At 71.1% G+C, this 24,349-nt stretch carries 21 protein-coding genes; 11 read left to right on the top strand and 10 right to left on the bottom strand.

The annotated features are described in order from the left end of the window. Positions 1-343: 343 nt before the first annotated feature. Positions 344-1,189 (top strand): hypothetical protein, encoded by an 846-nt coding sequence (locus tag ACIO9J_RS08575; protein ID WP_401994608.1) that lies wholly within the window; start codon positions 344-346, stop codon positions 1,187-1,189. 46 nt (positions 1,190-1,235) lie between these two features. On the opposite strand, the gene ACIO9J_RS08570 is transcribed toward ACIO9J_RS08575, so the two are convergent. Beyond that, positions 1,236-1,724: a MarR family winged helix-turn-helix transcriptional regulator gene (locus ACIO9J_RS08570; RefSeq protein ID WP_401994605.1), complete on the bottom strand. Its 489-nt coding sequence runs from the start codon at positions 1,722-1,724 to the stop codon at positions 1,236-1,238. Between the two features lie 257 nt (positions 1,725-1,981). On the opposite strand from ACIO9J_RS08570, the gene ACIO9J_RS08565 reads away from it, so the two are divergent. Further along, positions 1,982-2,815, top strand: coding sequence for a lysozyme (locus tag ACIO9J_RS08565; protein ID WP_401994602.1), 834 nt, complete (start codon positions 1,982-1,984; stop codon positions 2,813-2,815). A gap of 70 nt (positions 2,816-2,885) precedes the next feature. Here ACIO9J_RS08565 and lon read toward each other — a convergent pair whose 3' ends face one another. The 3 genes from lon to ACIO9J_RS08550 all read right to left on the bottom strand — a co-directional run bounded on the left by lon (position 2,886) and on the right by ACIO9J_RS08550 (position 6,886). Further along, complete coding sequence (lon, locus tag ACIO9J_RS08560) at positions 2,886-5,291, bottom strand: endopeptidase La (RefSeq protein WP_401994599.1); 2,406 nt, start codon at positions 5,289-5,291, stop codon at positions 2,886-2,888. A gap of 89 nt (positions 5,292-5,380) precedes the next feature. After that, positions 5,381-6,274 (bottom strand): rhomboid-like protein, encoded by an 894-nt coding sequence (locus tag ACIO9J_RS08555; protein WP_401994596.1) that lies wholly within the window; start codon positions 6,272-6,274, stop codon positions 5,381-5,383. Between the two features lie 102 nt (positions 6,275-6,376). Beyond that, the gene (locus ACIO9J_RS08550) at positions 6,377-6,886 is read right to left on the bottom strand and encodes a TetR family transcriptional regulator C-terminal domain-containing protein (RefSeq protein WP_401994593.1); all 510 of its coding nucleotides are present in this window, start codon (positions 6,884-6,886) and stop codon (positions 6,377-6,379) included. Positions 6,887-6,906: 20 nt separating this feature from the next. Here ACIO9J_RS08550 and ACIO9J_RS08545 point away from each other — a divergent pair, with 20 nt between their 5' ends. The 6 genes from ACIO9J_RS08545 (at position 6,907) to ACIO9J_RS08520 (ending at position 15,603) form a co-directional block, all read left to right on the top strand. Beyond that, positions 6,907-8,502, top strand: a complete 1,596-nt coding sequence (locus ACIO9J_RS08545; RefSeq protein WP_401994590.1) for a glycoside hydrolase family 3 protein — start codon at positions 6,907-6,909, stop codon at positions 8,500-8,502. Between the two features lie 63 nt (positions 8,503-8,565). Continuing rightward, positions 8,566-9,297 carry a spermidine synthase gene (locus tag ACIO9J_RS08540; protein WP_401994587.1) on the top strand — a complete coding sequence of 244 codons (732 nt, stop codon included), beginning with the start codon at positions 8,566-8,568 and terminating at the stop codon, positions 9,295-9,297. A 65-nt stretch (positions 9,298-9,362) separates the two neighbouring features. Beyond that, positions 9,363-10,103 (top strand): response regulator transcription factor, encoded by a 741-nt coding sequence (locus tag ACIO9J_RS08535; protein WP_135330435.1) that lies wholly within the window; start codon positions 9,363-9,365, stop codon positions 10,101-10,103. Positions 10,104-10,116: 13 nt separating this feature from the next. After that, positions 10,117-11,196, top strand: a complete 1,080-nt coding sequence (locus ACIO9J_RS08530) for an ATP-binding protein (RefSeq protein ID WP_401994583.1) — start codon at positions 10,117-10,119, stop codon at positions 11,194-11,196. A 277-nt stretch (positions 11,197-11,473) separates the two neighbouring features. Beyond that, the gene (locus ACIO9J_RS08525; protein WP_401994580.1) at positions 11,474-15,259 is read left to right on the top strand and encodes a multifunctional oxoglutarate decarboxylase/oxoglutarate dehydrogenase thiamine pyrophosphate-binding subunit/dihydrolipoyllysine-residue succinyltransferase subunit; all 3,786 of its coding nucleotides are present in this window, start codon (positions 11,474-11,476) and stop codon (positions 15,257-15,259) included. A gap of 158 nt (positions 15,260-15,417) precedes the next feature. Next, positions 15,418-15,603, top strand: coding sequence for a DUF6104 family protein (locus ACIO9J_RS08520; RefSeq protein WP_024761804.1), 186 nt, complete (start codon positions 15,418-15,420; stop codon positions 15,601-15,603). A 48-nt stretch (positions 15,604-15,651) separates the two neighbouring features. On the opposite strand, the gene ACIO9J_RS08515 is transcribed toward ACIO9J_RS08520, so the two are convergent. Next, entirely contained in the window at positions 15,652-16,008 is a 357-nt protein-coding gene (locus ACIO9J_RS08515; RefSeq protein WP_401994577.1) for a hypothetical protein, read from the bottom strand. Between the two features lie 67 nt (positions 16,009-16,075). After that, entirely contained in the window at positions 16,076-16,900 is an 825-nt protein-coding gene (locus ACIO9J_RS08510) for a hypothetical protein (RefSeq protein ID WP_401994575.1), read from the bottom strand. A 166-nt stretch (positions 16,901-17,066) separates the two neighbouring features. Here ACIO9J_RS08510 and ACIO9J_RS08505 point away from each other — a divergent pair, with 166 nt between their 5' ends. After that, a complete protein-coding gene (locus tag ACIO9J_RS08505) occupies positions 17,067-17,960 on the top strand; it encodes a DUF4097 family beta strand repeat-containing protein (RefSeq protein ID WP_401994572.1) in 894 nt (297 codons plus the stop codon). Position 17,961: 1 nt separating this feature from the next. Continuing rightward, positions 17,962-19,020 carry a helix-turn-helix transcriptional regulator gene (locus ACIO9J_RS08500; protein ID WP_401994569.1) on the top strand — a complete coding sequence of 353 codons (1,059 nt, stop codon included), beginning with the start codon at positions 17,962-17,964 and terminating at the stop codon, positions 19,018-19,020. A 554-nt stretch (positions 19,021-19,574) separates the two neighbouring features. Here ACIO9J_RS08500 and ACIO9J_RS08495 read toward each other — a convergent pair. The 4 genes from ACIO9J_RS08495 to ACIO9J_RS08480 all read right to left on the bottom strand — a co-directional run bounded on the left by ACIO9J_RS08495 (position 19,575) and on the right by ACIO9J_RS08480 (position 22,888). After that, positions 19,575-20,147, bottom strand: a complete 573-nt coding sequence (locus tag ACIO9J_RS08495) for a Clp protease N-terminal domain-containing protein (protein WP_401994566.1) — start codon at positions 20,145-20,147, stop codon at positions 19,575-19,577. Beyond that, positions 20,147-20,356: a helix-turn-helix domain-containing protein gene (locus ACIO9J_RS08490; RefSeq protein ID WP_098244732.1), complete on the bottom strand. Its 210-nt coding sequence runs from the start codon at positions 20,354-20,356 to the stop codon at positions 20,147-20,149. Before ACIO9J_RS08490 ends, ACIO9J_RS08495 begins: the two co-directional genes overlap by 1 nt. Positions 20,357-20,447: 91 nt before the next feature. Next, positions 20,448-21,410 carry a zinc-binding dehydrogenase gene (locus tag ACIO9J_RS08485; protein ID WP_401994562.1) on the bottom strand — a complete coding sequence of 321 codons (963 nt, stop codon included), beginning with the start codon at positions 21,408-21,410 and terminating at the stop codon, positions 20,448-20,450. A gap of 254 nt (positions 21,411-21,664) precedes the next feature. Further along, the gene (locus ACIO9J_RS08480) at positions 21,665-22,888 is read right to left on the bottom strand and encodes an NADP-dependent malic enzyme (RefSeq protein ID WP_401994559.1); all 1,224 of its coding nucleotides are present in this window, start codon (positions 22,886-22,888) and stop codon (positions 21,665-21,667) included. A 493-nt stretch (positions 22,889-23,381) separates the two neighbouring features. On the opposite strand from ACIO9J_RS08480, the gene ACIO9J_RS08475 reads away from it, so the two are divergent. Continuing rightward, a complete protein-coding gene (locus tag ACIO9J_RS08475) occupies positions 23,382-24,338 on the top strand; it encodes an ABC transporter substrate-binding protein (protein ID WP_401994556.1) in 957 nt (318 codons plus the stop codon). Positions 24,339-24,349: the final 11 nt, after the last annotated feature.

Raw genomic sequence — 24,349 nt, 5'->3', positions numbered from 1 at the left:
GCCCTGGGGCCCGGGTGACGATCTGTCAACACGAGCGCGCCCCTGGTACGGCTCCCGACCCTTCCAGTGCCGGTGAGTGGCAGCCGCGCATCGCCTGCCCGGCCACCCGAAGGAGTGAACATCGGCGGGGAGTTGGCGGGCAAGTCCCGGCCGGCGGGCCGGTGGGCCCGCGCGGTGTGCCGGTTGGACGTCTCCCACAGGCTTTGGCAGGATGCGCCGCCACACCCCGTCGGAGTTGATCATTCCGGTCGAATTCAGGCGCGCCTTCCGCTGGTGCGGGCCATTCCCCCACCCCTTTGCGGCTTCTGGTGGCCCTCGTGAAGGGGTCGTGCAGACTGACCGGATGCGTATCGAACTCGCCACCGAACCCGGCGACCCCGCGCGCCCCAACGAGGACTACGCGTCGGTCGCGCTGCCCGCTTCCGGACAGGGCGGATCGCTCGTCCTCCTCGACGGCGTCACGCCGCCCGAGGGATCGGTCGGCTGTCTGCATTCCGTCCCCTGGTTCACCGCGCGACTCGGCGGCGCATTGAGCGAACTGTCCGTTTCAATGCGGGATATGACGCTCCCTGAGATCCTGGCCGCGTCCATCTCGCGTACCGCCGAGGCGCATAGTTCAACCTGTGACCTTTCTCACCCACGCACCCCACAGGCCACCGTGGTCCTGGTGCGCTGGGACGCGGAGCGCGTCGAGCATCTGGTCCTCTCCGACTCCGCGCTGCTGCTCGCCGGGGAGCGCGGCCCGGTGACCACGGTCCTCGACCGGCGCCTCGCCGAGCTGCCGCCCACGGTCCGCGCCCTGCGCGACCAGGTGCGCGCCCTGCCGCGCGGCTCGGCCGAGCGCGAGGTGGCGGGCCGCGCCTACGCGGCGAAGGTGGAGGCCCTGCGCAACGCGGAGGACGGCTTCTACACGGCCGCCGCCGACCCCTCGGCCGCCCTGCGCGCGGTCACCGGCGAGACGCCGCGGGCGGAGGTGACGGCGGTCGCGGCACTCACGGACGGCGCCGGGCGCTGGACGGACACGTTCCGCGAGGGCGACTGGACCGAGTGCTTCGCGCTGGTGCGCAAGGAGGGCCCGCAGCATCTGATCGACCGGGTGCGCGAGTTGGAGGCGGCGGACCCGCGGTGCCTGGCCTTCCCGCGCGGGAAGCGGCACGACGACGCCGCGGTGGTCTACGCGGAGTTCTGAGGGGGCCCGCCCACGAAGCTCCGGGAAGCGCCCGCGGACGCGCGGCTCAGGTGTCCGCGCTCGCGTTCAGCTGGCCGAGCAGCCGGGCGAGTTCGGCGACCTCGGCCCGGTCCCAGCCCGCGAGGCGGCGCACGTACTGGGCGCGGCGCCCCTCGCGCACCGTGCGGTAGCGGGTGCGTCCGTCGGGCGTGAGCTGGATGAGCCAGGCGCGCCCGTCGGCGGGGTCGGGTTCCCTGGCGACCAGGCCCAGTTCCTCCAGGGCCCGCAGCTGACGGCTCATGGTGGCCTTGCCGACGCCGATGTACGCGGCGAGGTCGGTGGCCCGCTGCGGTCCCGAGTCGTCCAGGCAGACGAGCAGGCCGTAGGCGGCGGGCTCCAGGTCGGGGTGGACCTGGCGCGCCATCTCGCCGGAGGAGGCCCGCGCGCGGCGCATCAGGAGCGACAACTCCCGTTCCAGGGAGAGGAACTCGCTGTCCACCCCTTGTTCGACGCCGTCGTGCGCGCCGCCCTTCACACCCTCTTCTGCTGCACCCATGTCCCGCTTTCCCGATTCTGAAAGTTATCGCCGGATGACCCGCGCGCCGTGGCCGTCGTGGCAGCGGCCTGACCAGTATTTCGCAAGGTCGGGACGGTGCCGCTCCGATGACACCGTCACAGGAGTGGACCAACGGCAGAACCCGCGCCCTCTTCCCTCCCCCCGGTCTACGTGCGTAGCTTTCAAGTGACATGTTCACACCACAGCATGTCGACAGGTCCCCACCGAGCACCACCGAGGCCTTCGGAGGCACGCAGATGCCCGTGCACAGACCCGGACCGGCCCGCCGCTCGCGCTTGTCGCCGGCGGGGGTCCTCCTCGCAGTACTGTCCGCTCTCTCCCTCCTCCTGACGCTCCCCACGGCGGCCCAGGCGGACGACGTCCCCGACCGCGGCACCGCGCGGCTCGGCCAAGGCGTCATCGAACACGACGGCCAGGGCGGCCGCCCCGCCGGCGGTGACGCCGCCCAGACCGAGGGCGTCGACGTCAGCAGCCACCAGGGCAACGTCGCCTGGCAGACGCTGTGGAACAGCGGCGTGAAGTGGGCCTACGTCAAGGCCACCGAGAGCACCTCGTACAAGAACCCCTACTTCGCCCAGCAGTACAACGGTTCGTACGGCGTGGGCATGATCCGCGGCGCGTACCACTTCGCGACGCCCGACACCTCCAGCGGCGCCGCCCAGGCCAACTACTTCGCGAGCAACGGCGGCGGCTGGTCGCGCGACGGCAGGACGCTGCCCGGCGCGCTCGACATCGAGTGGAACCCGTACGGCGCGGCCTGCTTCGGCAAGTCGCAGTCCGCGATGGTCAGCTGGATCCGGGACTTCCTGACCACGTACAAGGCGCGTACCGGGCGCGACGCGGTGATCTACACCGCCACCAGCTGGTGGAAGCAGTGCACGGGCAACTACGGCGGCTTCGGCTCCTCCAACCCGCTGTGGATCCCCCGCTACAACACCAGCCCGGGTGAACTCCCGGCAGGCTGGGGCTTCCACACGATGTGGCAGTACACCTCGTCGGGACCGACGGTCGGTGACCACAACAAGTTCAACGGCGCCCTCGACCGGGTGGTGGCGCTCGCCAACGGCTGAGCACCCCTTTCCCCGACGTACGGGAACGGCGGTCACCCCGCGCGCCGCGGGGTGACCGCCGTTCCTGTCGCTACGCCGCCGCCGGGACCCTCACCTCGGCCTCGGTCAGGGCCAGTTCGAGCACCTGGCGGACATCGGTGACCGCGTGCACGTCGAGCTTCTCCAGGACCTCGGCGGGGACGTCGTCGAGGTCCGCCTCGTTCCGCTTCGGGATGATCACCGTGGTGTTCCCCGCGCGGTGCGCGGCGAGCAGCTTCTGCTTGACACCGCCGATCGGAAGGACCCGGCCGGTCAGCGAGATCTCACCGGTCATCGCCACGTCCGTGCGGACCGGGCGCCCGCTGAGCAGCGAGGCGAGGGCGGTGGTCAGGGTGACGCCCGCGCTCGGCCCGTCCTTGGGGACCGCGCCCGCCGGGAAGTGCACGTGCACGCCCCGGTCCTTCAGATCGCCGACCGGCAGCTCCAGTTCGGCGCCGCGCGAGCGCAGGAAGCTCAGCGCGATCTGCGCCGACTCCTTCATCACGTCGCCGAGCTGGCCGGTGAGCGTGAGACCGGAGGCACCCGTCTCCGGGTCCGCGAGCGACGCCTCCACGAAGAGCACGTCGCCGCCCGCCCCGGTGACCGCGAGCCCGGTGGCCACGCCCGGCACCGCGGTACGGCGCTCGGCCGGGTCCTGGGCGGACTCGGGCACGTGGTGCGGCCGCCCGATCAGGCCCCGCAGGTCCTCGTCGGTGACGGTGAACGGCAGCTCGCGCTCGCCCAGTTCGTGCTGGGCCGCCACCTTGCGCAGCAGCCGTGCCACGGACCGCTCCAGGTTGCGTACGCCCGCTTCGCGCGTGTACTCACCGGCGAGCTTGCGCAGCGCGCTCTCGTCGAGGACCACCTCGTCCTCGTCCAGGCCGGCCCGCTCCAGCTGGCGCGGGAGCAGGTGGTCGCGGGCGATGACGACCTTCTCGTTCTCGGTGTAGCCGTCGAGCCTGACCAGCTCCATGCGGTCGAGCAGGGCCTCGGGGATGGCTTCGAGCACGTTGGCGGTGGCCAGGAAGACCACGTCGCTGAGGTCGAGTTCGACCTCCAGGTAGTGGTCGCGGAACGTGTGGTTCTGTGCCGGGTCGAGGACTTCGAGGAGGGCGGCGGCCGGGTCGCCCCGGAAGTCCGAGCCCACCTTGTCGATCTCGTCAAGGAGCACGACCGGGTTCATCGACCCGGCCTCCTTGATCGCCCGCACGATCCGTCCGGGCAACGCCCCGACGTACGTACGGCGGTGGCCGCGGATCTCCGCCTCGTCGCGCACGCCGCCGAGCGCGACCCGCACGAACTTGCGGCCCATGGCGTGCGCCACCGACTCGCCGAGCGAGGTCTTGCCGACGCCGGGCGGGCCCACCAGGGCCAGGACGGCGCCGCCGCGGCGGCCGCCGACGACTCCGAGGCCGCGGTCGGAGCGGCGCTTACGCACCGCGAGGTACTCGGTGATGCGCTCCTTCACGTCCTGGAGCCCGGAGTGCTCGGCGTCGAGGATCTCCTGGGCGCCCTTGATGTCGTACTCGTCCTCGGTGCGCTCGTTCCACGGCAGTTCGAGGACCGTGTCCAGCCAGGTCCTGATCCAGGAGCCCTCGGGCGACTGGTCGCTGGAGCGCTCCAGCTTGTCGACCTCCTTGAGGGCGGCCTCACGGACCTTCTCGGGCAGGTCGGCGGCCTCGACGCGGGTGCGGTAGTCGTCGGACTCCTCACCGTCCTGCTCGCCGTTGATCTCGCGCAGTTCCTTGCGGACGGCGTCCAGCTGGCGGCGGAGCAGGAACTCGCGCTGCTGCTTGTCCACGCCCTCCTGGACGTCCTTGGCGATGGTCTCCGCGACGTCCTGCTCGGCGAGGTGCTCGCGCAGCTGTGCGGTGGCGAGCTTGAGGCGCGCGACCGCGTCCTCGGTCTCCAGGAGTTCGATCTTCTGCTGGGTGGTGAGGAACGGCGAGTAGCCGGAGTTGTCGGCGAGCGCGGAGACGTCGTCGATCTGCGTGACGCGGTCGACGACCTGCCAGGCGCCGCGCTTCTTCAGCCAGCTGGTGGCGAGCGCCTTGTACTCCGTGACGAGCTCGGTCACCGCGCCCGGCAGGGGCTCGGGGACCGTGTCGTCGAGCTGGACGCCCTCCACCCAGAGGGCGGCGCCGGGCCCCGTGGTGCCCGCGCCGATGCGGACGCGACCGCGGCCCCTGATGAGGGCGCCCGGGTCTCCGTCGGAGAGCCGGCCCACCTGTTCGACGGTGCCGAGCACGCCCGTCGAGGCGTACGTCCCGTCGATGCGCGGAACAAGCAGCACCTTCGGCTTGCTGTCGCCACTGGACCGCGCGGCCGCCTGGGCCGCCTCCACGGCGGCTCGTACGTCGGCGTCGGACAGGTCGAACGGCACGACCATGCCGGGCAGGACGACCTCGTCGTCGAGCGGCAGCACGGGCAGAGTGAGCGGTGTGGACGTCGAAGCCATGATCTCCCCTTCGGCACTCAAGTTGAGCTGTACCGACTCAATGCTTGTGAGCTTCGGGATGTTCCCCGGGGAGTGTTCGCTGTCAGCGATCAGCGCGTGACCGGGGATTTCCGTGCCCGTGCGCGCCTCAGCAGGGGCCAGGTGGCCACGCCGATCAGGAGCGCGAGGAGATGGCCCCAGTTCGTCATCGGATCGGTGAACGCGATCAGGTCGTCGATCAGCATCCAGCCGAAGCCGCCCAGGACGGCCCAGCGCAGCCACGGCGCGAGCAGCCCCGCGAGCGCGCCCACGCTGGCGGCCACGCCGAAGCTGATGCCGTAGTCGAGGCGGTGCAGGGAGCTGTCCGGCAGCTGGCCCGCGAGGACCGACAGGCCCACGGGGACCTCGGTGGCGAGCGTGGCGACGCCGTGCCCGAGCAGGAAGACGCCCGCGGTGCGCCAGCCGCCGATGCGGCGTTCCAGCGCGGTCAGGACGAGCAGGAAGACGATGGCGTACGGCGAGGTGACGCCGCCCGCGATCCACAGCGCGCTGGCTACCAGGACCAGGCCGGGGGCGTGGGCCAGGTTGGTGACGTCCGTGCTCGAACCCTGGAGCAGGGAGTAGACGAGGTCCGGGTCGGCGTACTCGGTGAGCAGCGAGGTGGCGGCGAGGACCAAGGCGTACGCGAAGGTGAAGGGCGTGCCCTTGGGGGTGGGGAGGAGGTGGCGGAGGGCGGGGCGGGTGCGCTTGCCCTGCGGGCTCGCCCCGGGAGCGTGCGCCACCGTGCCACGGACGGGTGCGGCGGCTCGGTTCCCGGCGCCACCGGCGGACGTGGCGACACTGCCCACGGCGCCACCGGCACCGGCACCGTCTCCGGCGCCCGGATCGCGGCCGCCCGTCCGCAGGGGCCCTCGCCCCGGCTGCCTGGGTATGGCGTTCAGGTGCGGCTCCGGGTCCTGCTCGGCTCCGGGCGCGGCCTCGGCGGGCTTGACGCTGTGGTTCACGGGTGAGGCGCTCCTTCCGTCCCGGCCCACCCTTTGCCCCTTTTTCCGGCGTTGTCTATGACCGACGCCACGTGAGGGGCGATTCACAGCAACCTGTGAGGTTCATTTCGCGTTGAGGCCCGAGCCGTCGCCGGTCAGCGAGCGCAGGGTCCGGTCCAGATAGCGGCGCAGCCGGGTCGTCATGTCGTAGTGCCCGGGATTCAGGGCCCACTGGAGCTGGAGGCCGTCCATGACCGCGGCGAGCTCCTCCGCCACCCCCACGCAGTCCGTGTCCTGCTTGAGGCCGCCGGCCGCCTTCGCGTGTTCGAGGGCGCCCGCGACATGGCCCACGACCGCCGCGTAGCGCCGTACGAAGAAGGGGTGCGCGGGGTGGCCGGGGTCGCCCGCCTCGGCGGCCAGCACGTTGAACATCTTGGTGCGGCCGGGTCGGCGCGTGTTGTGCTCGGCCAGGTCGAGGATCTGGGCGAAGGCCTCGGCCGGGGAGGCGGGCGTGCTCTTCACCGGCACCGTCGCCATGGTGATCGCGGTGATCGCTGGCTCGCTGCTCGGCGGTGTCCTCTCCGACCGCTCGGGGCGCCGCAAGCCGTACGTGCTCGCCGCTTCCCTGGTCATCGCCGCCGGGCTCGCGCTGATTGCTACCGCACACCACCCCCGAGCTGATCGAGGGCAAGCACCTCAGCCACTTCAACCTCCTCGGGCAGTACGGCGTCAGGGAGATGGCCACCTGGGTCAACCGCGTCCAGGAGATGGCCGCGGCCACCCGGCTCGGCATCCCGGTGACCCTCTCCACCGACCCCCGGCACTCCTTCACCGACAACATCGGCGCGTCCTTCAACTCCGGCGCCTTCTCCGCCTGGCCCGAGCCGCTCGGGCTCGCCGCGATCGGTGACGCCGGGCTGGTGGAGGAGTTCGGTGACACGGTGCGCCGCGAGTACCTGGCCGTCGGCTTCCGGGTCGCGCTGCACCCGCAGATCGACCTGGCCACCGAGCCCCGCTGGTCGCGCCAGTCCGGCACCTTCGGCTCCAGCGCCGGGACGACGAGCGCGCTCGTGCGGACCTACCTCAAGGGCCTTCAGGGGCCCCGGCTCGGGCCCGACTCCGTGGCCGCCATGGTCAAGCACTTCCCCGGCGGCGGCCCGCAGAAGGACGGCGAGGACCCGCACTTCGCGCACGGCAAGGAGCAGATCTACCCGGGCGGCATGCGCGAGCACCACCTGGAGCCCTTCAAGGCGGCCATCGACGCCGGGTGTTCGCAGATCATGCCGTACTACGGCCAGCCGATCGGGACCGACTGGGAAGAGGTCGGTTTCGGCTTCAACAAGGGCGTGATCACCGGCCTGTCGAGGGAGCGGCTCGGCTTCGGCGGCATCGTCTGCACCGACTGGGGGCTGCTCAACGACGCGGCCATCTTCGGCGAGACGCACGAGGCCCGCGCCTGGGGCGTCGAGCACCTGTCCGCCGCCGAGCGCGCCGCGAAGTCGCTCGACGCGGGCGCCGACCAGTTCGGCGGCGAGGAGTGCCCCGAGGTGATCGTGGAGCTGGTCCGCTCGGGCCGCGTCGAGGAGTCCCGCGTCGACGCGTCGGTGCGCAGGCTGCTGCGCGAGAAGTTCGTCCTCGGACTGTTCGACGAGCGCCGTTACGTCGACGTGGACCTGGCCGAACGGACCGTGGGCAAGGCGGAGTTCACCCGCGCGGGCGACCTCGCCCAGCGGCGCTCCCTGACCGTCCTGACCAACCAGTCCCTGCTGCCGCTGCCCGGCCGCCCCAAGGTGTACGTGCGCGGGCTCTCGGCGGAGACCGCCGCCGCGTACGGCGAGGTGGTGAGCGACCCCGCCGACGCGGACGTCGCCGTACTGCGCCTGCGCACGCCCTACGAGCAGCGCGCCAACAAGTTCGAGTCCTTCTTCCACTCCGGCACGCTCGCCTTCCCCGGCGACGAGCTGACGGAGATCCTGCGGCTGCTCGACACCGTCCCCACGCTGGTCGGCATCAACCTCGAACGGGCCGCCGTCATACCGGAGATCGCCGAACGGGCGGCCGCACTCGTCGCCGACTTCGGCGCGAGCGACGCGGCCCTGCTCGACGTCGCCTTCGGGCGGGCGCGGGCCGAGGGCCGCCTCCCGTTCGAGCTGCCGCGCTCCATGGCGGCGGTCGAGGCGGCCCGCGCCGACGTGCCGAACGACACCGTGGACCCGGTCTTCCCCGTGGGGTCCGGCCTGGCGGTGTGAGGCCCGACGGGTGCGGTGGGAAATGTGTGGGTCTGCGTGGTGTCCTCTTCTACGCTGGACACCATGCACACCCACACCACCGCCCCCGTCGTCCTCGATCGGCGCGAGGGCCCGTACGGCGAGGTCGTACTGCGGCGCCACGGTGAGCTGCTGCAGATCATCGCCAACGGCTGTTTCCTGATGGACACTTCGAACGGCAGCTCGGAGCGGCTGCTCGTCGACGCGGCGCTCGACGCCCTCGGCACCCGCGACGCTTCCACTGCCCCCGTCGCGCCCGCCGTCCCCGACGCCGCTGGTCGGAGCGGAGCGCCCGACCTCCTGATCGGCGGCCTAGGCGTCGGCTTCTCCCTCGCGCACGCCGCCGCCGACCCCCGCTGGGGACGCATCGCCGTGGTCGAGCGCGAGCAGGCGATCATCGACTGGCACCGCACGGGACCGCTCGCCGAGCTCTCCGGCGCCGCTCTCGCCGATCCGCGCACCGAGATCCTGCACACAGACCTGGTCGCGTACCTCTCGGGCACCGACGACACCTACGACGCCCTCTGTCTCGACATCGACAACGGGCCCGACTGGACGGTGACGGAGGGCAACAACTCCCTTTACTCGCCCACCGGTCTGGCCTCCTGCAAAGCCCGCCTCAACCCCGGCGGAGTGCTCGCCGTCTGGTCCGCCCAGCCCTCGTCCGCTTTCGACGACGCTCTACGGAATGCCGGATTCTGTGGGGTACGCACCAAAGAGATCCCCGTTGCCCGAGGCGTCCCCGACGTGGTTCATCTCGGCGTAAGGGCTGCGTAGCCGAGGTGGCTTCGCGCCCCGTACCCTGCTGACCGAACACAAGCGATCAGTGTCAGGGGCGGGCGATGGAGCAGACACACACCTCCCACAACGGCGCGACGGCGGCGATGCCCGGCGCCCAGCGCCGGGTGCTGGTGGTCGAGGACGACCCGACGATCGTCGACGCCATCGCCGCCCGGCTGCGTGCCGAGGGTTTTGTCGTGCAAACGGCGGGCGACGGTCCCGCGGCGGTCGACACCGCCCAGGCGTGGCAGCCCGACCTGCTGATTCTCGACATCATGCTGCCGGGCTTCGACGGCCTGGAGGTGTGCCGCCGGGTGCAGGCCCAGCGGCCCGTCCCGGTCCTCATGCTCACCGCGCGTGACGACGAGACGGACATGCTGGTCGGGCTGGGTGTCGGCGCGGACGACTACATGACCAAGCCGTTCTCCATGCGGGAGCTCGCGGCGCGCGTGCACGTCCTGCTGCGCAGGGTCGAGCGGGCCGCGCTCGCCGCGACCACGCCGCGCAGCGGCATCCTGCGCCTGGGCGAGCTGGAGATCGACCACGCGCAGCGCAGGGTGCGGGTGCGCAGCGAGGACGTCCATCTGACGCCCACCGAGTTCGACCTGCTCGTCTGCCTGGCCAACACCCCGCGCGCCGTCCTCTCCCGCGAGCAGCTGCTCGCCGAGGTGTGGGACTGGGCCGACGCCTCGGGGACCCGGACCGTCGACAGCCACATCAAGGCGCTGCGCCGCAAGATCGGCGCGGAGCGGATCCGCACGGTGCACGGCGTCGGGTACGCCCTCGAGACACCCACGCCATGAGGCGGGTCCTGCGATGAGCGGGCCCTTCGGAGGGCTGCGGCCGTTCTCCATCAAGACGAAGCTCGGCGCCCTGGTCGTCGTCTCCGTCTTCATCACCACGGGCCTGCTCCTGGTGGCCATGAAGACCGAGACGGAGCTGCGCTTCATCACCGTCTTCTCGGTGATCGCCACGCTGCTGATCACCCAGTTCGTGGCGCACAGCCTCACCGCGCCGCTGGACGAGATGAACGCGGTGGCCCGCGCCGTCTCGCACGGCGACTACACGCGCCGGGTGCGCGGCGCCGACCGGCGCGACGAGCTGGGTGACGTGGCCTCCACCATCAACCGCATGGCGGACGACCTGGAGGCCCAGGACCAGCAGCGCAAGGAGCTCGTCGCCAACGTCTCGCACGAGCTGCGCACCCCCATCGCGGGGCTGCGCGCGGTCCTGGAGAACGTCGTCGACGGCGTCTCGGCGGCCGACCCCGAGACCATGCGCACCGCCCTGAAGCAGACCGAGCGCCTGGGCAGGCTCGTGGACACGCTCCTGGACCTGTCCCGCCTGGACAACGGCGTCGTCCCGCTGAAGGCCCGCCGCTTCGAGGTGTGGCCCTACCTCTCGGGCGTCCTCAAGGAGGCCAACATGGTCGCCTCCGCGCGCGCGGGCATCGCGTCGGGCTCGGGCAGCCACACCCGCACCGACGTCCATCTGCACCTGGACGTCTCGCCACCCGAGCTGACGGCCCACGCCGACGCGGAGCGGCTGCACCAGGTGGTGGCAAACCTCATCGACAACGCGGTCAAGCACAGCCCGCCGCACGGCCGGGTGACGGTACGGGCCCGGCGCGGCCCCTACCCCGAGTCCCTGGACCTGGAGGTCCTCGACGAGGGCCCCGGCATCCCGGAGTCGGAGTGGCACCGGGTCTTCGAGCGCTTCAACCGCGGCAGCCACGCGGGCGCCCCCGTCCACGGCCAGGGCAACGACGGCGGCACGGGCCTCGGCCTCGCCATCGCCCGCTGGGCGGTCGATCTGCACGGCGGCCACATCGGAGTGGCCGAATCCCCTCGGGGCTGCCGGATCCAGGTCACCCTTCCGGGCCTGCCCGAAGTGTGAAGTTGACGTAGGGTTCAACAAGGAAGCGGATCACCGGGCAGGTCTCAGCCCCGCCCGGGTCCCGCCGCCGCGCGTAGAGGCCTGATCGGCGTACCCGCGCGGCCATCTCGCGTTGAAGAACCTCGCTTGTTTCCCGCCATTTACGGCCCTGAAACCCACGTTCCGGTGTGACTTACGCGACGGATGACGGGCCCGGTCTGCACCTCGCGGCAATGGAGGCGTAGCCTTAATTCCCGCTGTCCATCACCTTGTGAAGCGGAAGAGGGCGGTTACCGCCGTGTCGCCACAGTCCCCCAGTAACTCGAGCATCTCGACCGACCAAGACGGCCAGGGCAAGGACCCTGCCGCCGCCTTCGGTCCCAATGAGTGGCTCGTCGACGAGATCTATCAGCAGTACCTCCAGGACCCGAATTCGGTCGACCGAGCCTGGTGGGACTTCTTTGCCGACTACAAGCCAGGGGTGGGCGCTTCCGTAGCCGCCGCCCCGGCGAAGCCGGCGGGTGACGCGGCCGCGGGGGCCGCGCCCACCACTCCCGCCGCTCCCGCGCAGCCCGCGGCCCCGGCTGCGCCCGCCGCCCCCGCGGCTCCGGCGGCTCCTGCCGCGAAGCCCGCCGCCGCCGCTCCGGCCCCCGCCGCGAAGCCCGCTGCCGCGAAGCCCGCCGCCAAGGCGGAGCCCGCGACCGAGGCACCGGCCGGTCCCGAGTACGTGACGCTGCGCGGCCCGTCCGCCGCTGTCGCGAAGAACATGAACGCCTCGATCGAGGTCCCGACGGCGACGTCGGTCCGCGCGGTCCCGGTGAAGCTGCTCTTCGACAACCGCATCGTCATCAACAACCACCTCAAGCGCGCCCGCGGCGGGAAGATCTCCTTCACGCACCTCATCGGGTACGCGATGGTGCAGGCCATCAAGGCCATGCCGTCGATGAACCACTCCTTCGTGGAGAAGGACGGCAAGCCCACCCTGGTCAAGCCGGAGCACATCAACTTCGGCCTCGCCATCGACCTGGTGAAGCCCAACGGCGACCGCCAGCTCGTGGTCGCGGGCATCAAGAAGGCCGAGACCCTGAACTTCTTCGAGTTCTGGCAGGCCTACGAGGACATCGTCCGGCGCGCCCGCGACGGCAAGCTCGGCATGGACGACTTCACCGGCGTCACGGTCTCGCTGACCAACCCCGGCGGCCTCGGCACCGTCCACTCGGTCCCGCGTCTGATGCCCGGCCAGTCGGTCATCATGGGCGTCGGCTCGATGGACTACCCGGCGGAGTTCCAGGGCACCTCCCAGGACACCCTGAACAAGCTCGGCATCTCGAAGGTCATGACGCTCACGTCGACCTACGACCACCGGGTCATCCAGGGCGCCGCCTCCGGCGAGTTCCTGCGCATCGTCGCGAACCTCCTCCTCGGTGAGAACGAGTTCTACGACGAGATCTTCAAGGCGCTCCGGATCCCCTACGAGCCGGTCCGCTGGCTCAAGGACATCGACGCCTCGCACGACGACGACGTCACGAAGGCCGCCCGCGTCTTCGAGCTGATCCACTCCTACCGGGTGCGCGGCCACGTCATGGCCGACACCGACCCGCTGGAGTACAAGCAGCGCAAGCACCCCGACCTGGACATCACCGAGCACGGCCTCACCCTGTGGGACCTGGAGCGCGAGTTCGCGGTCGGCGGCTTCGCCGGCAAGTCGATGATGAAGCTGCGCGACGTCCTCGGCGTCCTGCGCGACTCGTACTGCCGCACCACCGGCGTCGAGTTCATGCACATCCAGGACCCGAAGCAGCGCAAGTGGCTCCAGGACCGCATCGAGCGCCAGCACGCCACGAAGCCGGAGCGCGAGGAGCAGCTGCGCATCCTGCGCAGGCTGAACTCCGCGGAGGCCTTCGAGACTTTCCTGCAGACGAAGTACGTCGGTCAGAAGCGCTTCTCCCTGGAGGGCGGCGAGTCGGTCATCCCGCTGCTCGACGCCGTCATCGACAGCGCCGCCGAGTCGCGTCTGGACGAGGTCGTCATCGGCATGGCCCACCGCGGCCGCCTGAACGTCCTCGCCAACATCGTCGGCAAGTCGTACGCCCAGATCTTCCGCGAGTTCGAGGGCAACATGGACCCCAAGTCCATGCACGGCTCCGGCGACGTGAAGTACCACCTGGGCGCCGAGGGCACCTTCACCGGCCTGGACGGCGAGCAGATCAAGGTCTCGCTCGCGGCCAACCCGTCCCACCTGGAGACGGTCGACCCGGTCATCGAGGGCATCACCCGCGCCAAGCAGGACATCATCAACAAGGGCGGCACGGACTTCACGGTCCTGCCCGTCGCCCTGCACGGTGACGCGGCCTTCGCGGGCCAGGGCGTGGTCGCCGAGACGCTGAACATGTCGCAGCTGCGCGGCTACCGCACCGGCGGCACGGTCCACATCGTCATCAACAACCAGGTCGGCTTCACCGCCGCCCCGGAGTCGTCGCGCTCCTCCATGTACGCCACGGACGTGGCCCGCATGATCGAGGCGCCGATCTTCCACGTGAACGGCGACGACCCCGAGGCCGTCGTCCGCGTCGCCCGGCTCGCGTTCGAGTTCCGTCAGGCGTTCAACAAGGACGTCGTGATCGACCTCATCTGCTACCGCCGCCGCGGTCACAACGAGTCGGACAACCCGGCGTTCACGCAGCCGCTGATGTACGACCTGATCGACAAGAAGCGCTCGGTGCGCAAGCTCTACACCGAGTCCCTCATCGGTCGCGGCGACATCACCCTGGAAGAGGCCGAGCAGGCGCTGCAGGACTTCCAGGGCCAGCTGGAGAAGGTCTTCACGGAGGTCCGCGAGGCCACCGCGCAGCCCGGCGAGGCCGAGGTGAGCACGCCGGAGGCCGAGTTCCCGGTCAAGATCGACACCGCGATCTCCCAGGAGACCGTGAAGCGGATCGCCGAGTCCCAGGTCAACATCCCCGACCGGGTCACCGTCCACCCGCGTCTGCTGCCCCAGCTGCAGCGCCGCGCGACGATGGTCGAAGAGGGCACGATCGACTGGGGCATGGGCGAGACCCTCGCCATCGGCTCGCTGCTCCTGGAGGGCACCCCGGTCCGCCTGTCGGGCCAGGACTCGCGCCGCGGCACGTTCGGCCAGCGGCACGCGGTCCTCATCGACCGCGAGACGGGCGAGGACTTCACGCCGCTCCTGTACCTCTCCGAGGACCAGGCGCGCTACAACGTCTACGACTCGCTGCTCTCCGAGTACGCGGTGATGGGCTTCGAGTACGGCTACTCGCTGGCCCGCCCCGAGGCCCTGGTGATGTGGGAGGCGCAGTTCGGCGACTTCGTCAACGGCGCGCAGACGGTGGTGGACGAGTACATCTCGGCCGCCGAGCAGAAGTGGAACCAGCACTCCGGCGTCACGCTGCTGCTGCCGCACGGCTACGAGGGCCAGGGCCCGGACCACTCGTCCGCCCGCATCGAGCGCTTCCTCCAGCTGTGCGCGCAGAACAACATGACGGTCGCCATGCCGACGCTCCCGTCGAACTACTTCCACCTCCTGCGGTGGCAGGTGCACAACCCGCACCACAAGCCGCTGGTCGTCTTCACCCCGAAGTCGATGCTGCGTCTGAAGGCCGCCGCGTCGAAGGCGGAGGAGTTCACCAGCGGTGGCTTCCGCCCGGTGATCGGCGATTCGACGGTGGACCCGGCCGCGGTGCGCAAGGTGGTGTTCTGCGCGGGCAAGCTCTACTACGACCTCGAGGCGGAGCGCACCAAGCGCGGCGTCACGGACACCGCGATCATCCGCATCGAGCGCCTGTACCCGCTGCCGGGTGCCGAGCTCCAGGCGGAGATCGCCAAGTTCCCGAACGCCGAGAAGTACCTGTGGGCGCAGGAGGAGCCGGCGAACCAGGGCGCGTGGCCCTTCATCGCCCTCAACCTCATCGACCACCTGGACCTGGCGGTCGGCGCCGACATCCCGCACGGCGAGCGCCTGCGCCGCATCTCGCGGCCGCACGGCTCGTCCCCGGCGGTCGGCTCGAAGAAGCGCCACGAGCAGGAGCAGGAGCAGCTCCTGAGCGAGGTCTTCGAGGCCTAGGCCTCAGCGGTCCCGCGTCCGGTGGGCCCGGCCCCGAGTGTTCGTCGCTCGGTGCCGGGCCCACCGGCGTTCACCGCCCGGTGAGGCGCCCCGCGCCCTGCGCGAACGCCCTGCGCATACGATGAAGAGCCATCGACCGTCCGTACCAGGAGCATGAGTTGTACTTCACCGACCGTGGCATCGAGGAGCTGGAGAAGCGGCGCGGCGAGGAGGAGGTCACCTTCGAGTGGCTCGCCGAGCAGCTCCGCACCTTCGTGGACCTCAACCCGGACTTCGAGGTCCCGGTCGAGCGCCTGGCCACGTGGCTCGCGCGCCTCGACGACGACGAGGACGACGACGAGTAACCGAAGAGCCGAGCAGCCGAGCAGCCGACTGACAGGCCGCCGTCGTGATCACCTGCCGAGCAGGGCGGGGGCGAGTTCCCGCCACTGCGGCAGCGGCAGGGCCGCCGGATCCTCGGTGAGGACCTGTACGCAGACGTGGTCGGCACCCGTGTCGAGATGTTCCCGCACGCGCGCGTGGAGCGCGTCCACGTCTCCGTAGGCGACGATCGCGTCGACGAGCCGGCGACTCGGCCGCCCACCGGCCATGTCCTCGTCGCCGAATCCCAGACGGCGCATGTTGGCCGCCTGGTGGGGCGCACGCGTGACGTAGAAGCCGACGTGTTGGGTGGCCACCTCGCGGGCGCGGTCGACGTCCGTGTCGAGGACGACGGCCTGTTCGACGCCGAGGAACGCGTCAGGGCCCATGGTCTTCCGCGCCTGCGCGGCGCGGGCGCGGGCACGCGGGACCCGAGGCGTAGGCCGCCGGCGCCCGTCAGTCCCGGGCGCGCAGCCTGTCGTACGCGAGGCCCAGCGCGCCCTGCGCCAGGAGCAGCGCGGCCGCCGTGGCCCAGCCGCCGCTGCGGCGGCGCACCGCCCACACGGCCAGCGGGAGTCCGGCGGCGACCTGTGCCGCGGCGATGGCGCGGGCCCGCGGGCCGCGCACCCAGGGGCCCAGCGGGCCCTTCTCGACCACGTCGAACTCCGCGCGCACCGCGTCCCGCCAGCCGGACCACTCCACCTGGCGCGCGCCGCGCTGCACGCGTGCGACCTCGCGCAGCCGGTCGGCCGGTTCGCCGGGGGTGAGGCCCGTGGGGAGCCCGAGTCCGGTGCGGGTGAGGACCGCGAGGAGCCCGAGCATCCTGGCGCGGGCGTCGGCCTCGGTGTCGGGGCGGGCGAGCGCGTCGAGTGACTGCATGTCGAGCACGGGATCGAGGCCCAGGCGCGCGGCGAACGTCCGCATCGCCTCGTCCTCGCCGACCGGCGTCCCGTTGGCCAGCCACACATAGCCGACCGTGCGCCGGAAGCCCGCGGCGAGGGTGTAACCGGAACGGTCCGAGTCCCACCACAGGGCCAGCACGGGCCAGGTCGACCCGACGGCGAGCGCCGTGGCCCAGCCGGTGAGGACGCGGTCGACCGGCTCGTCACCGTGCAGCCAGGGTTTGCCCTCGGGCACGAGCACGCTCCACCCGGGCCCGGCGGGCACGAGCAGCATGCGCTCGCGCAGCAGCTGGGCGACGGCATCGACGGCGTCGGGCTCGGCCCGGCAGAGCAGCAGCGCACCCGCGGAGCCGGCGCGCTCGGAGACATCGGACGACATGGCCCCACGCTAGGACAGATCGTAATCCTGCGCATAAATCAGACGCCCGACCGCCATGTCCGGACCGGCTGTCGCATTCAGTCTTGACTTTCCGTATCCGCGATATATCGTGAATGACAGAGACGCGATATGGCGCGTCGCGTCCGATCCGCCGAGGAGGTCACCCATGTCCGAGTGGTCCGTCGCCGAGCCCCGGAAGCTCACGTTCGACGCCCCCGTGACGGCACTGCACGTGCGCGTCGTCAACGGAACGGTGAACGTCGTGGGCACGGACGAAGGTTCCGCCCGCCTCGAAGTCTCCGAGATCGAGGGCCCGCCCCTGACGGTGACCCACGAGGACGGCATCCTCACCGTCGCCTACGACGACCTGCCCTGGAAGGGCTTCCTGAAGTGGCTCGACCGCAAGGGCTGGCGCCGCAGCGCGGTCGTCTCGCTCGCCGTGCCCTCGGGGGCGCGCGTCGAGGTGGGCACGGTGGGCGCGGGCGCCATGGTCTCCGGCATCGAGGGGCGCACGGAGGTGCGCGGCGTCACCGGCCAGACGACCCTCGTGGGGCTCTCGGGACCGGCCCGCGCGGAGACGGTCTCGGGCAGCGTCGAGGCGCAGGACGTCACCGGCACCCTGCGGTTCTCCTCCGTCTCCGGTGACCTCACCGTCGTCGAGGCGGCGGGTTCCTCCGTCCGGGCGGATTCGGTGAGCGGCTCGATGATCGTGGACCTGGACCCGGCGGGCGGCGCGACGGACGTCGCCCTGACGAGCGTCTCGGGTGAGATCGCGATCCGGCTGCCGCACCCGGCGGACGCGGAGGTGGAGGTGGACACCGCGAGCGGTTCGGTGTCGAACGCCTTCGAGGACCTGCGGGTGAGCGGCCAGTGGGGAGCGAAGAAGATCACCGGACGGCTCGGCAGCGGCCGGGGCAGGCTCAAGGCGACGACGGTCTCGGGCTCCATCGCGCTCCTGCGCAGGCCCCCGGTGGAGGAAGATCCCTACGACGAGGTCCCCCTGGAGATCCCCCCGGAGGACACCGCCAAGAACGACACGACCGACAAGAAGGTGCTCTGAAATGCCCCCCGTGTTCGCCCACGGCCGCCTGCGCCTGTACCTGCTGAAGCTGCTCGACGAGGCGCCCCGCCATGGGTACGAGGTGATCCGACTCCTCGAAGAGCGCTTCCAGGGGCTGTACGCGCCTTCGGCGGGCACGGTCTATCCGCGCCTGGCGAAGCTGGAGGCCGAGGGCCTGGTCACGCACACCACCGAGGGCGGCAGGAAGGTGTACTCCATCACGGACGCGGGACGCGCCGAGCTGGCCGACCGCAGCGGTGAACTGGCCGACCTGGAGCTGGAGATCCGCGAGTCCGTCGCCGAGCTCGCCGCCGAGATCCGCGACGGCGTGCAGGGCGCGGCGGGCGATCTGCGCCGCGAGATGCGGGCGGCCGCGGAGGAGGCCCGTGCGGGCACGTCCGGCGGCCGCAAGGGCCGCGCCTACCCCGACCCGTCGGACTTCTTCGACTGGGCGTCGGGCGACAAGGAGGGCTGGCGCCAGGCCAAGGAGGAGTTCAAGCGCGCCAAGCAGGAGTGGAAGGAGCAGGCGCGGCGGGCGAAGGACGAGAGCCGCCGGGCCCGCGACGAGGCCCAGCGGGCGCGCCGCCAGGCCAAGGAGGCGCAGGAGCAGGCGCAGACGCAGGCCAAGGAGGAGTTCCAGCGCATCGCCCGGCACGTCCAGGAGCAGGTGCAGGACCACTTCACGCGCGGCGACTGGCCGACAGGCGTGCGGGAGGGCCTCACGGAACTGGCCAAGGAGTTCGGCGAGTTCGGCAAGGACTTCGGCAAGGACTTCGGCAAGGGCTTCGGCCGCGCCCCGGAGGACACGGCTGCGAAGCCCACGTTCACCAAGGCCGGCCCCGAGGGCGTGACCGTGAACTACGTCCCGGACTGGGCGAAGGAGGACCCGACCGACGACCCGGCCCGCGACCTGGACCGCCTCCTGGACCGCTTCCGCGACGACATCCGCGACGCGGCCCGCGACCACGGAGTCTCCCCCGACCAGGTCCGCGAGGCCCGCAGGCACCTGTCAGAGGCAGCGGCCCACATCGCCTCGACGCTGCGGTCGCCGCGGGGGTGAGGTGGGGCGGGGCGCCGCCGGTCCAGTGGTGCGACCGGCGACTCCCCCCGCCGTCGACTGTGACTGGCGGCTTCGGCCGGGCGGCTGGGGGCGACTGGCCACGAGCGGTTGCCGCTGGGCGGCGGGCCGACTCGTGACTACCGCTCGACGGATGGCGCCTATCGGTTGCTGCCGGACGGTTAGCCGCTGACGGTTGCCGCTGGACGGCTCGCCGACTGATGCCTAACGGCCCACGGCCAGCAGTCGCCTCTGGGCCACTGGCCACTGGCGGTCGCCGCTGGGCGGCGGGCCGACTCGTGACTACCGCTCGACGGACTGCGCCTGGCGGTTGCCGCCGCGCAGTTGGCCACTGGCCGCTTACCGACCGGCGCCTGCCGCCTCTCAGCCAGCGGCTGGCCGCTGGCGCCTACCGGCAGCCCCCGCATCCCACATCCCGCCGGAAGCCAACCCGTCGGCCGCCGACGGTGGTCCGCCCCCACAGGAGACATCGACCCTTCGGGTGGGAGCACGGGTGGAGCGGGTGGGTACGAGAAGAGCCGCCCGCAGGGCAGTACTCAGCCGGCCAGCGCCTGCCCGTCCCCGCCCTGGAGAACCCTCCGCACGGACCCCTCAGTGACCCCGTGCTCCGCCAGGACGTCCGCGACGGCACCCCGTCCAAGGGTGAGCGCGAGCAGCAGGTGCTCGTCGCCGAGCTGCCGCCCCCGCTCACCGGTGACGACACGCAGCGCCCGTACGAGCACATCCTTGGCTTCGGGCGTAAAGGGCCGGCGCCCTGACCGTACGACACCCGCCGGCCCCCGCCGGGAACCCGCCAACGCCCCCTCCCCATGCACCTGTTCGACCCGGGAGACGATCTCGCCGAGGTCGATGCCGAGCCCGGCCAACGCGTCGACGTCCGCCCGGCTCATCCCGCCCCTGCGCCGTACCTCTTCGAGCGCCGCGGCGATCGAGTCCCGCCGCTCCTTCGCGCCGAGCGCGGCCAGGACGAAGGACGCCCGGCTGCCCTCGCGGTCGAGGAGCGCGAGGAGGAGATGGGCCTCCTCGACGCTGTCGTGCCCCGCCCGTTCGGAGTGGGTGACCGCACCCTTGACGACGTCCCTGGCACTCCGCGTGAACCGTTCGAACATCACTGCCTCCCGTACTTCTTGTGCACGGCCTGCCTGCTCACCCCGAGCTCCGCGGCGATCTCCTGCCAGGACCAGCCCTGCACGCGCGCACTGCGCACCTGCACGGCCTCCAACTGCTCCACCAGCTTCCGCAGCGCGGACACGGCACGCAGCCCGATCCGTGGATCGCGATCACCCGCACGCTCGGCGAGATCCGTTGCTTCGCTCATGCCTGTCAACCTACATTGACAGGCATGAAGCGTCAACCACAGTTGACATGAGTACGCACGGCACAAGACCGGGAAGTGGACCGACCCGCCCTCAGACCTCCAGCACGATCTTCCCGAACTGCCCCCCGGCCTCAAGCCGCTCGAACCCCTCGCGCGCCCGGTCCAGCGGCAGCACCTCGTCGATGACGGGACGCACACCCGTGGCGGCGCAGAAGGCGAGCAGGTCCTCCAGCTCGTCCTTGGTGCCCATGGTCGAGCCGACCACCTTCAGCTCCAGGAAGAAGATCCGGGTGAGCTCGGCGTGCGAGGGCCGGTCGCCGCTCGTCGCCCCGGAGATCACCAGCGAGCCGCCCGGCTTCAGCGACTTGACCGAGTGGGACCAGGTCGCCGCGCCCACCGTCTCGATCACCGCGTCGACCCGCTGCGGCAGCCGCTCGCCCGGCTCGACGGCCTCCACGGCGCCGAGTTCGACGGCTCGCTTCCGCTTGGCCTCGTCCCGGCTGGTGGCGAAGACCCGCAGGCCCGCGGCCTTGCCGAGGACGATCGCGGCCGTGGCGACGCCGCCGCCCGCGCCCTGCACGAGGACCGAATCCCCGGGGCGCACACCGGCGTTGGTGAAGAGCATCCGGTAGGCGGTGAGCCACGCGGTCGGCAGGCAGGCGGCCTCGGCGAAGGACAGCTCCTTCGGCTTGGGCAGCACGTTCCAGGTGGGGACGCGGACCTGCTCGGCGAAGGTCCCCTGGTATTTCTCGGTCAGGATGGACCGGCCCTCGCGGGGCCCGACGCCGTAGCCGGACTGGCCGATGACGGAGTGCAGGACGACCTCGTTGCCGTCCTCGTCGGTGCCGGCGGCGTCGCAGCCGAGGATCATCGGCAGCTTGTCCTCGGCCAGGCCTACCCCGCGCAGCGACCACAGGTCGTGGTGGTTGAGGGAGGCGGCGCGGACGTTCACGGTCGACCAGCCGGGACGCGCTTCGGGGGCGGGCCGCTCCCCCAACTCAAGTCCTTCGAGGGGCTGGTCACGGTCGATACGGGCGGCATAGGCAGCGAACATGCCGCCGACGATAGGCAGGCCGGGCGGCCGTACGGAACCACGTACCGCTGTGACACGCGTCCCGACGCCCCCGGCGGCGCGGGGCACGCCCACAGCAACCCCCACAGCACCCCCCCGCCCCAAGCCCCGCAGCAAGCCCCGCAGCAAGCAGCAGAAAACGCCCACCCGTTTCCGGACGGACCGGAATCGGGTGGGCGTCGTGGGACGAGAGCCCGTGGGACGAGAGCCCCGCCACCGAGGGCGGGGCCAGAACGTCAGCGCCGGGCGACACCCTCCGCCCGAGCCGCGGCCGCGACCGCCGCCGTGACGGCGGGGGCGACCCGCTCGTCGAACGGCGAGGGGATCACGTAGTCCGCCGAGAGCTCGTCGCCGACGACGGCCGCGAGGGCGTCGGCGGCGGCGATCTTCATGCCCTCGGTGATCCGCGACGCCCGGACCTGCAGCGCACCGGCGAAGATGCCGGGGAAGGCGAGGACGTTGTTGATCTGGTTCGGGTAGTCGGAGCGGCCGGTCGCCACCACGGCCGCGTACTTGTGCGCGACGTCCGGGTGGACCTCCGGGTTCGGGTTGGCCATGGCGAACACGAACGAGTCGGGCGCCATCGAGGCGACCGCGGGCTCCGGGACGGTGCCGCCGGAGACGCCGATGAACACGTCGGCACCGGCCAGCGCCGCTTCGAGCGAGCCGCTCAGACCGGCCTTGTTGGTGATCTCCGCGAGCTCCCGCTTGACCGGGGTCAGGTCGCCCCTGTCCCGGCTCACGACGCCCTTGCGGTCGGCCACGGCCACGTCCCCGAGTCCCGCTTCGAGCAGGAACTTGGCGATGGCCACACCGGCCGCGCCCGCACCGGAGATGACGGCGCGCAGGTCGCCGAGCGTGCGCCCGGTCAGCTTGGCCGCGTTCCGCAGGGCGGCGAGCGTCACGACGGCCGTGCCGTGCTGGTCGTCGTGGAAGACGGGAATGTCGAGCCGCTCCTGGAGCTTGCGCTCGATCTCGAAGCAGCGCGGGGCCGAGATGTCCTCGAGGTTCACGCCGCCGAAGGACGGGGCGAGCCGCACCACGGTCTCGACGATCTCGTCCGCGTCGGTGGTCGCGAGCGCGATCGGCACCGCGTCCACGCCGCCGAACTGCTTGAAGAGAATGGCCTTGCCCTCCATCACGGGGAGGGAGGCCTCGGCGCCGATGTCGCCGAGACCGAGCACCGCGGTCCCGTCGGTCACCACGGCGACGACATTGGATTTCCATGTGTAGTCGTGCACGAGCTCCGGCTGCTCGGCGATGGCGCTGCACACCTTCGCGACGCCGGGTGTGTACGCGAGGGACAGGTCGTCCTTGTCGCGGACCGGCACGGTGGCCTGCACGGCCATCTTGCCGCCGCGATGCAGCGCAAACGCCGGATCGAAGGGCTCATCTGCACCCGCAGGGCCCACGCGATCCGTATTGCTGTCGCTGCGAGGATTGACGATCTCCGCTGCCACTTGTCTGACCCCTTAAGTCTTATTCATCAGTTGAGGGTGTCCACTCCTGGTTGAGAAGTGGGCGGGCACCGCGTCCGTTCTCCACCTGTCGGCGGAGGGAGGTACGAACACGCGAGCGCGCCGCACACGCGCCCTGGGCCCCGGATGAGGGGTGTAACCGTCTTTTCTACCGGATGGGTCCGACCGCCGACGACCTGTATTTGTTTCGACCCTAGGTCATATGCCCGATTTTACCGAAAAGTGCATTCACTGCGTCCGCATCGCGAGATAGGTCGGCTTTCCCTCGGTTAACGATGATTCGCTCCCGTACCGATAAACCCTTGCTGTACCGGCCTGTTCGGATTCGAGGCTGGCCCGTTATCCGATTTTGACATCTCCGGCACCCAGAATCGGACGGCCCGAATGGCAAGATGCCGTCATCACACGAGGTCGCGACACCCGAAGGTGTGTGCCCGACCCATCGGCAACTCCCTCATCCGCCGGAGGACCCACCATGACCGCCAGCTCCCTTTGTCGTAAGACCGCAGCGAAGTCCGCGAAGTCCCGGATTGCCGCGGTCGGCGCGATCGCGGTCGCCGGCACGCTGCTGCTGTCCGGCTGCGGCGACCAGACCAAGGACAAGGGGTCCGACTCGGTCAGCAACGCCCCGCTCGCCGACAAGCTCCCCAAGGACATCCGCGACAAGGGCGTCATCAAGGTCGGGTCCGACATCGCCTACCCGCCGGTCGAGTTCAAGGACAAGTCGGGCAACACCGTCGGCATCGACCCGGACCTGGGCAAGGCGCTCGGCAAGCAGCTCGGCGTGGACTTCGAGTTCGAGAACGGCACCTTCGACACCCTCCTCGGCGGCCTGCGCTCCAAGCGCTACCAGATCGCCATGTCGGCCATGACCGACACCAAGAACCGCCAGGAGGGCGTCGACGAGGACACCGGCAAGAAGGTCGGCACCGGCGTCGACTTCGTCGACTACTTCACGGCCGGCGTCTCGATCTACACCAAGAAGGGCGAGGACCAGGGCATCAAGACCTGGGCCGACCTCTGCGGCAAGAAGATCGTCGTCCAGCGCGGCACCGTCTCGCACGACCTGGCCAAGGCCGAGTCGAAGAAGTGCAAGGACGGCAAGAAGATCGCCATCGAGCAGTTCGACAACGACCAGCAGGCCCAGACGCGGCTGCGCTCCGGCGGCGCGGACGCGGGCTCCTCCGACTTCCCCGTGGCCGCGTACGCGGTGAAGACCTCGGGCGGCGGCAAGGACTTCGAGCTGGTCGGCGAGCAGGTCCAGGCCGCCCCGTACGGCATCGCGGTCTCCAAGAAGAACCCGGAGCTGCGCGACGCGATCAAGGCCGCACTCGACGCCATCATCAAGAACGGCGAGTACGACAAGATCATCTCGAAGTGGGGCGTCGAGGCCGGCGCGGTCAAGGAAGCCAAGGTCAACGGCGGCAAGTGACCGCGTCCCTC

Origin of the sequence: Streptomyces sp. NPDC087300, assembly GCF_044744425.1 — a bacterium.
Classification (GTDB): Bacteria; Actinomycetota; Actinomycetes; order Streptomycetales; family Streptomycetaceae; genus Streptomyces.
This window is presented reverse-complemented; position numbering and strand designations above follow the sequence as displayed.

Excerpts from the sequence above, each read along its gene's own strand:
- lon (WP_401994599.1), bottom strand. The coding sequence starts at position 5,291 with ATGGCTTCGACGTCCACACCGCTCACTCTGCCCGTGCTGCCGCTCGAC.
- ACIO9J_RS08510 (WP_401994575.1), bottom strand. The coding sequence starts at position 16,900 with ATGTCGTCCGATGTCTCCGAGCGCGCCGGCTCCGCGGGTGCGCTGCTG.
- ACIO9J_RS08500 (WP_401994569.1), top strand. The coding sequence starts at position 17,962 with ATGCCCCCCGTGTTCGCCCACGGCCGCCTGCGCCTGTACCTGCTGAAG.
- ACIO9J_RS08565 (WP_401994602.1), top strand. The coding sequence starts at position 1,982 with ATGCCCGTGCACAGACCCGGACCGGCCCGCCGCTCGCGCTTGTCGCCG.
- ACIO9J_RS08475 (WP_401994556.1), top strand. The coding sequence starts at position 23,382 with ATGACCGCCAGCTCCCTTTGTCGTAAGACCGCAGCGAAGTCCGCGAAG.
- ACIO9J_RS08575 (WP_401994608.1), top strand. The coding sequence starts at position 344 with ATGCGTATCGAACTCGCCACCGAACCCGGCGACCCCGCGCGCCCCAAC.
- ACIO9J_RS08530 (WP_401994583.1), top strand. The coding sequence starts at position 10,117 with ATGAGCGGGCCCTTCGGAGGGCTGCGGCCGTTCTCCATCAAGACGAAG.
- ACIO9J_RS08485 (WP_401994562.1), bottom strand. The coding sequence starts at position 21,410 with ATGTTCGCTGCCTATGCCGCCCGTATCGACCGTGACCAGCCCCTCGAA.
- ACIO9J_RS08535 (WP_135330435.1), top strand. The coding sequence starts at position 9,363 with ATGGAGCAGACACACACCTCCCACAACGGCGCGACGGCGGCGATGCCC.
- ACIO9J_RS08505 (WP_401994572.1), top strand. The coding sequence starts at position 17,067 with ATGTCCGAGTGGTCCGTCGCCGAGCCCCGGAAGCTCACGTTCGACGCC.
- ACIO9J_RS08490 (WP_098244732.1), bottom strand. The coding sequence starts at position 20,356 with ATGAGCGAAGCAACGGATCTCGCCGAGCGTGCGGGTGATCGCGATCCA.
- ACIO9J_RS08495 (WP_401994566.1), bottom strand. The coding sequence starts at position 20,147 with ATGTTCGAACGGTTCACGCGGAGTGCCAGGGACGTCGTCAAGGGTGCG.
- ACIO9J_RS08515 (WP_401994577.1), bottom strand. The coding sequence starts at position 16,008 with ATGGGCCCTGACGCGTTCCTCGGCGTCGAACAGGCCGTCGTCCTCGAC.
- ACIO9J_RS08550 (WP_401994593.1), bottom strand. The coding sequence starts at position 6,886 with ATGACCAGGGAAGCGGCGAGCACGTACGGCTTGCGGCGCCCCGAGCGG.
- ACIO9J_RS08570 (WP_401994605.1), bottom strand. The coding sequence starts at position 1,724 with ATGGGTGCAGCAGAAGAGGGTGTGAAGGGCGGCGCGCACGACGGCGTC.
- ACIO9J_RS08540 (WP_401994587.1), top strand. The coding sequence starts at position 8,566 with ATGCACACCCACACCACCGCCCCCGTCGTCCTCGATCGGCGCGAGGGC.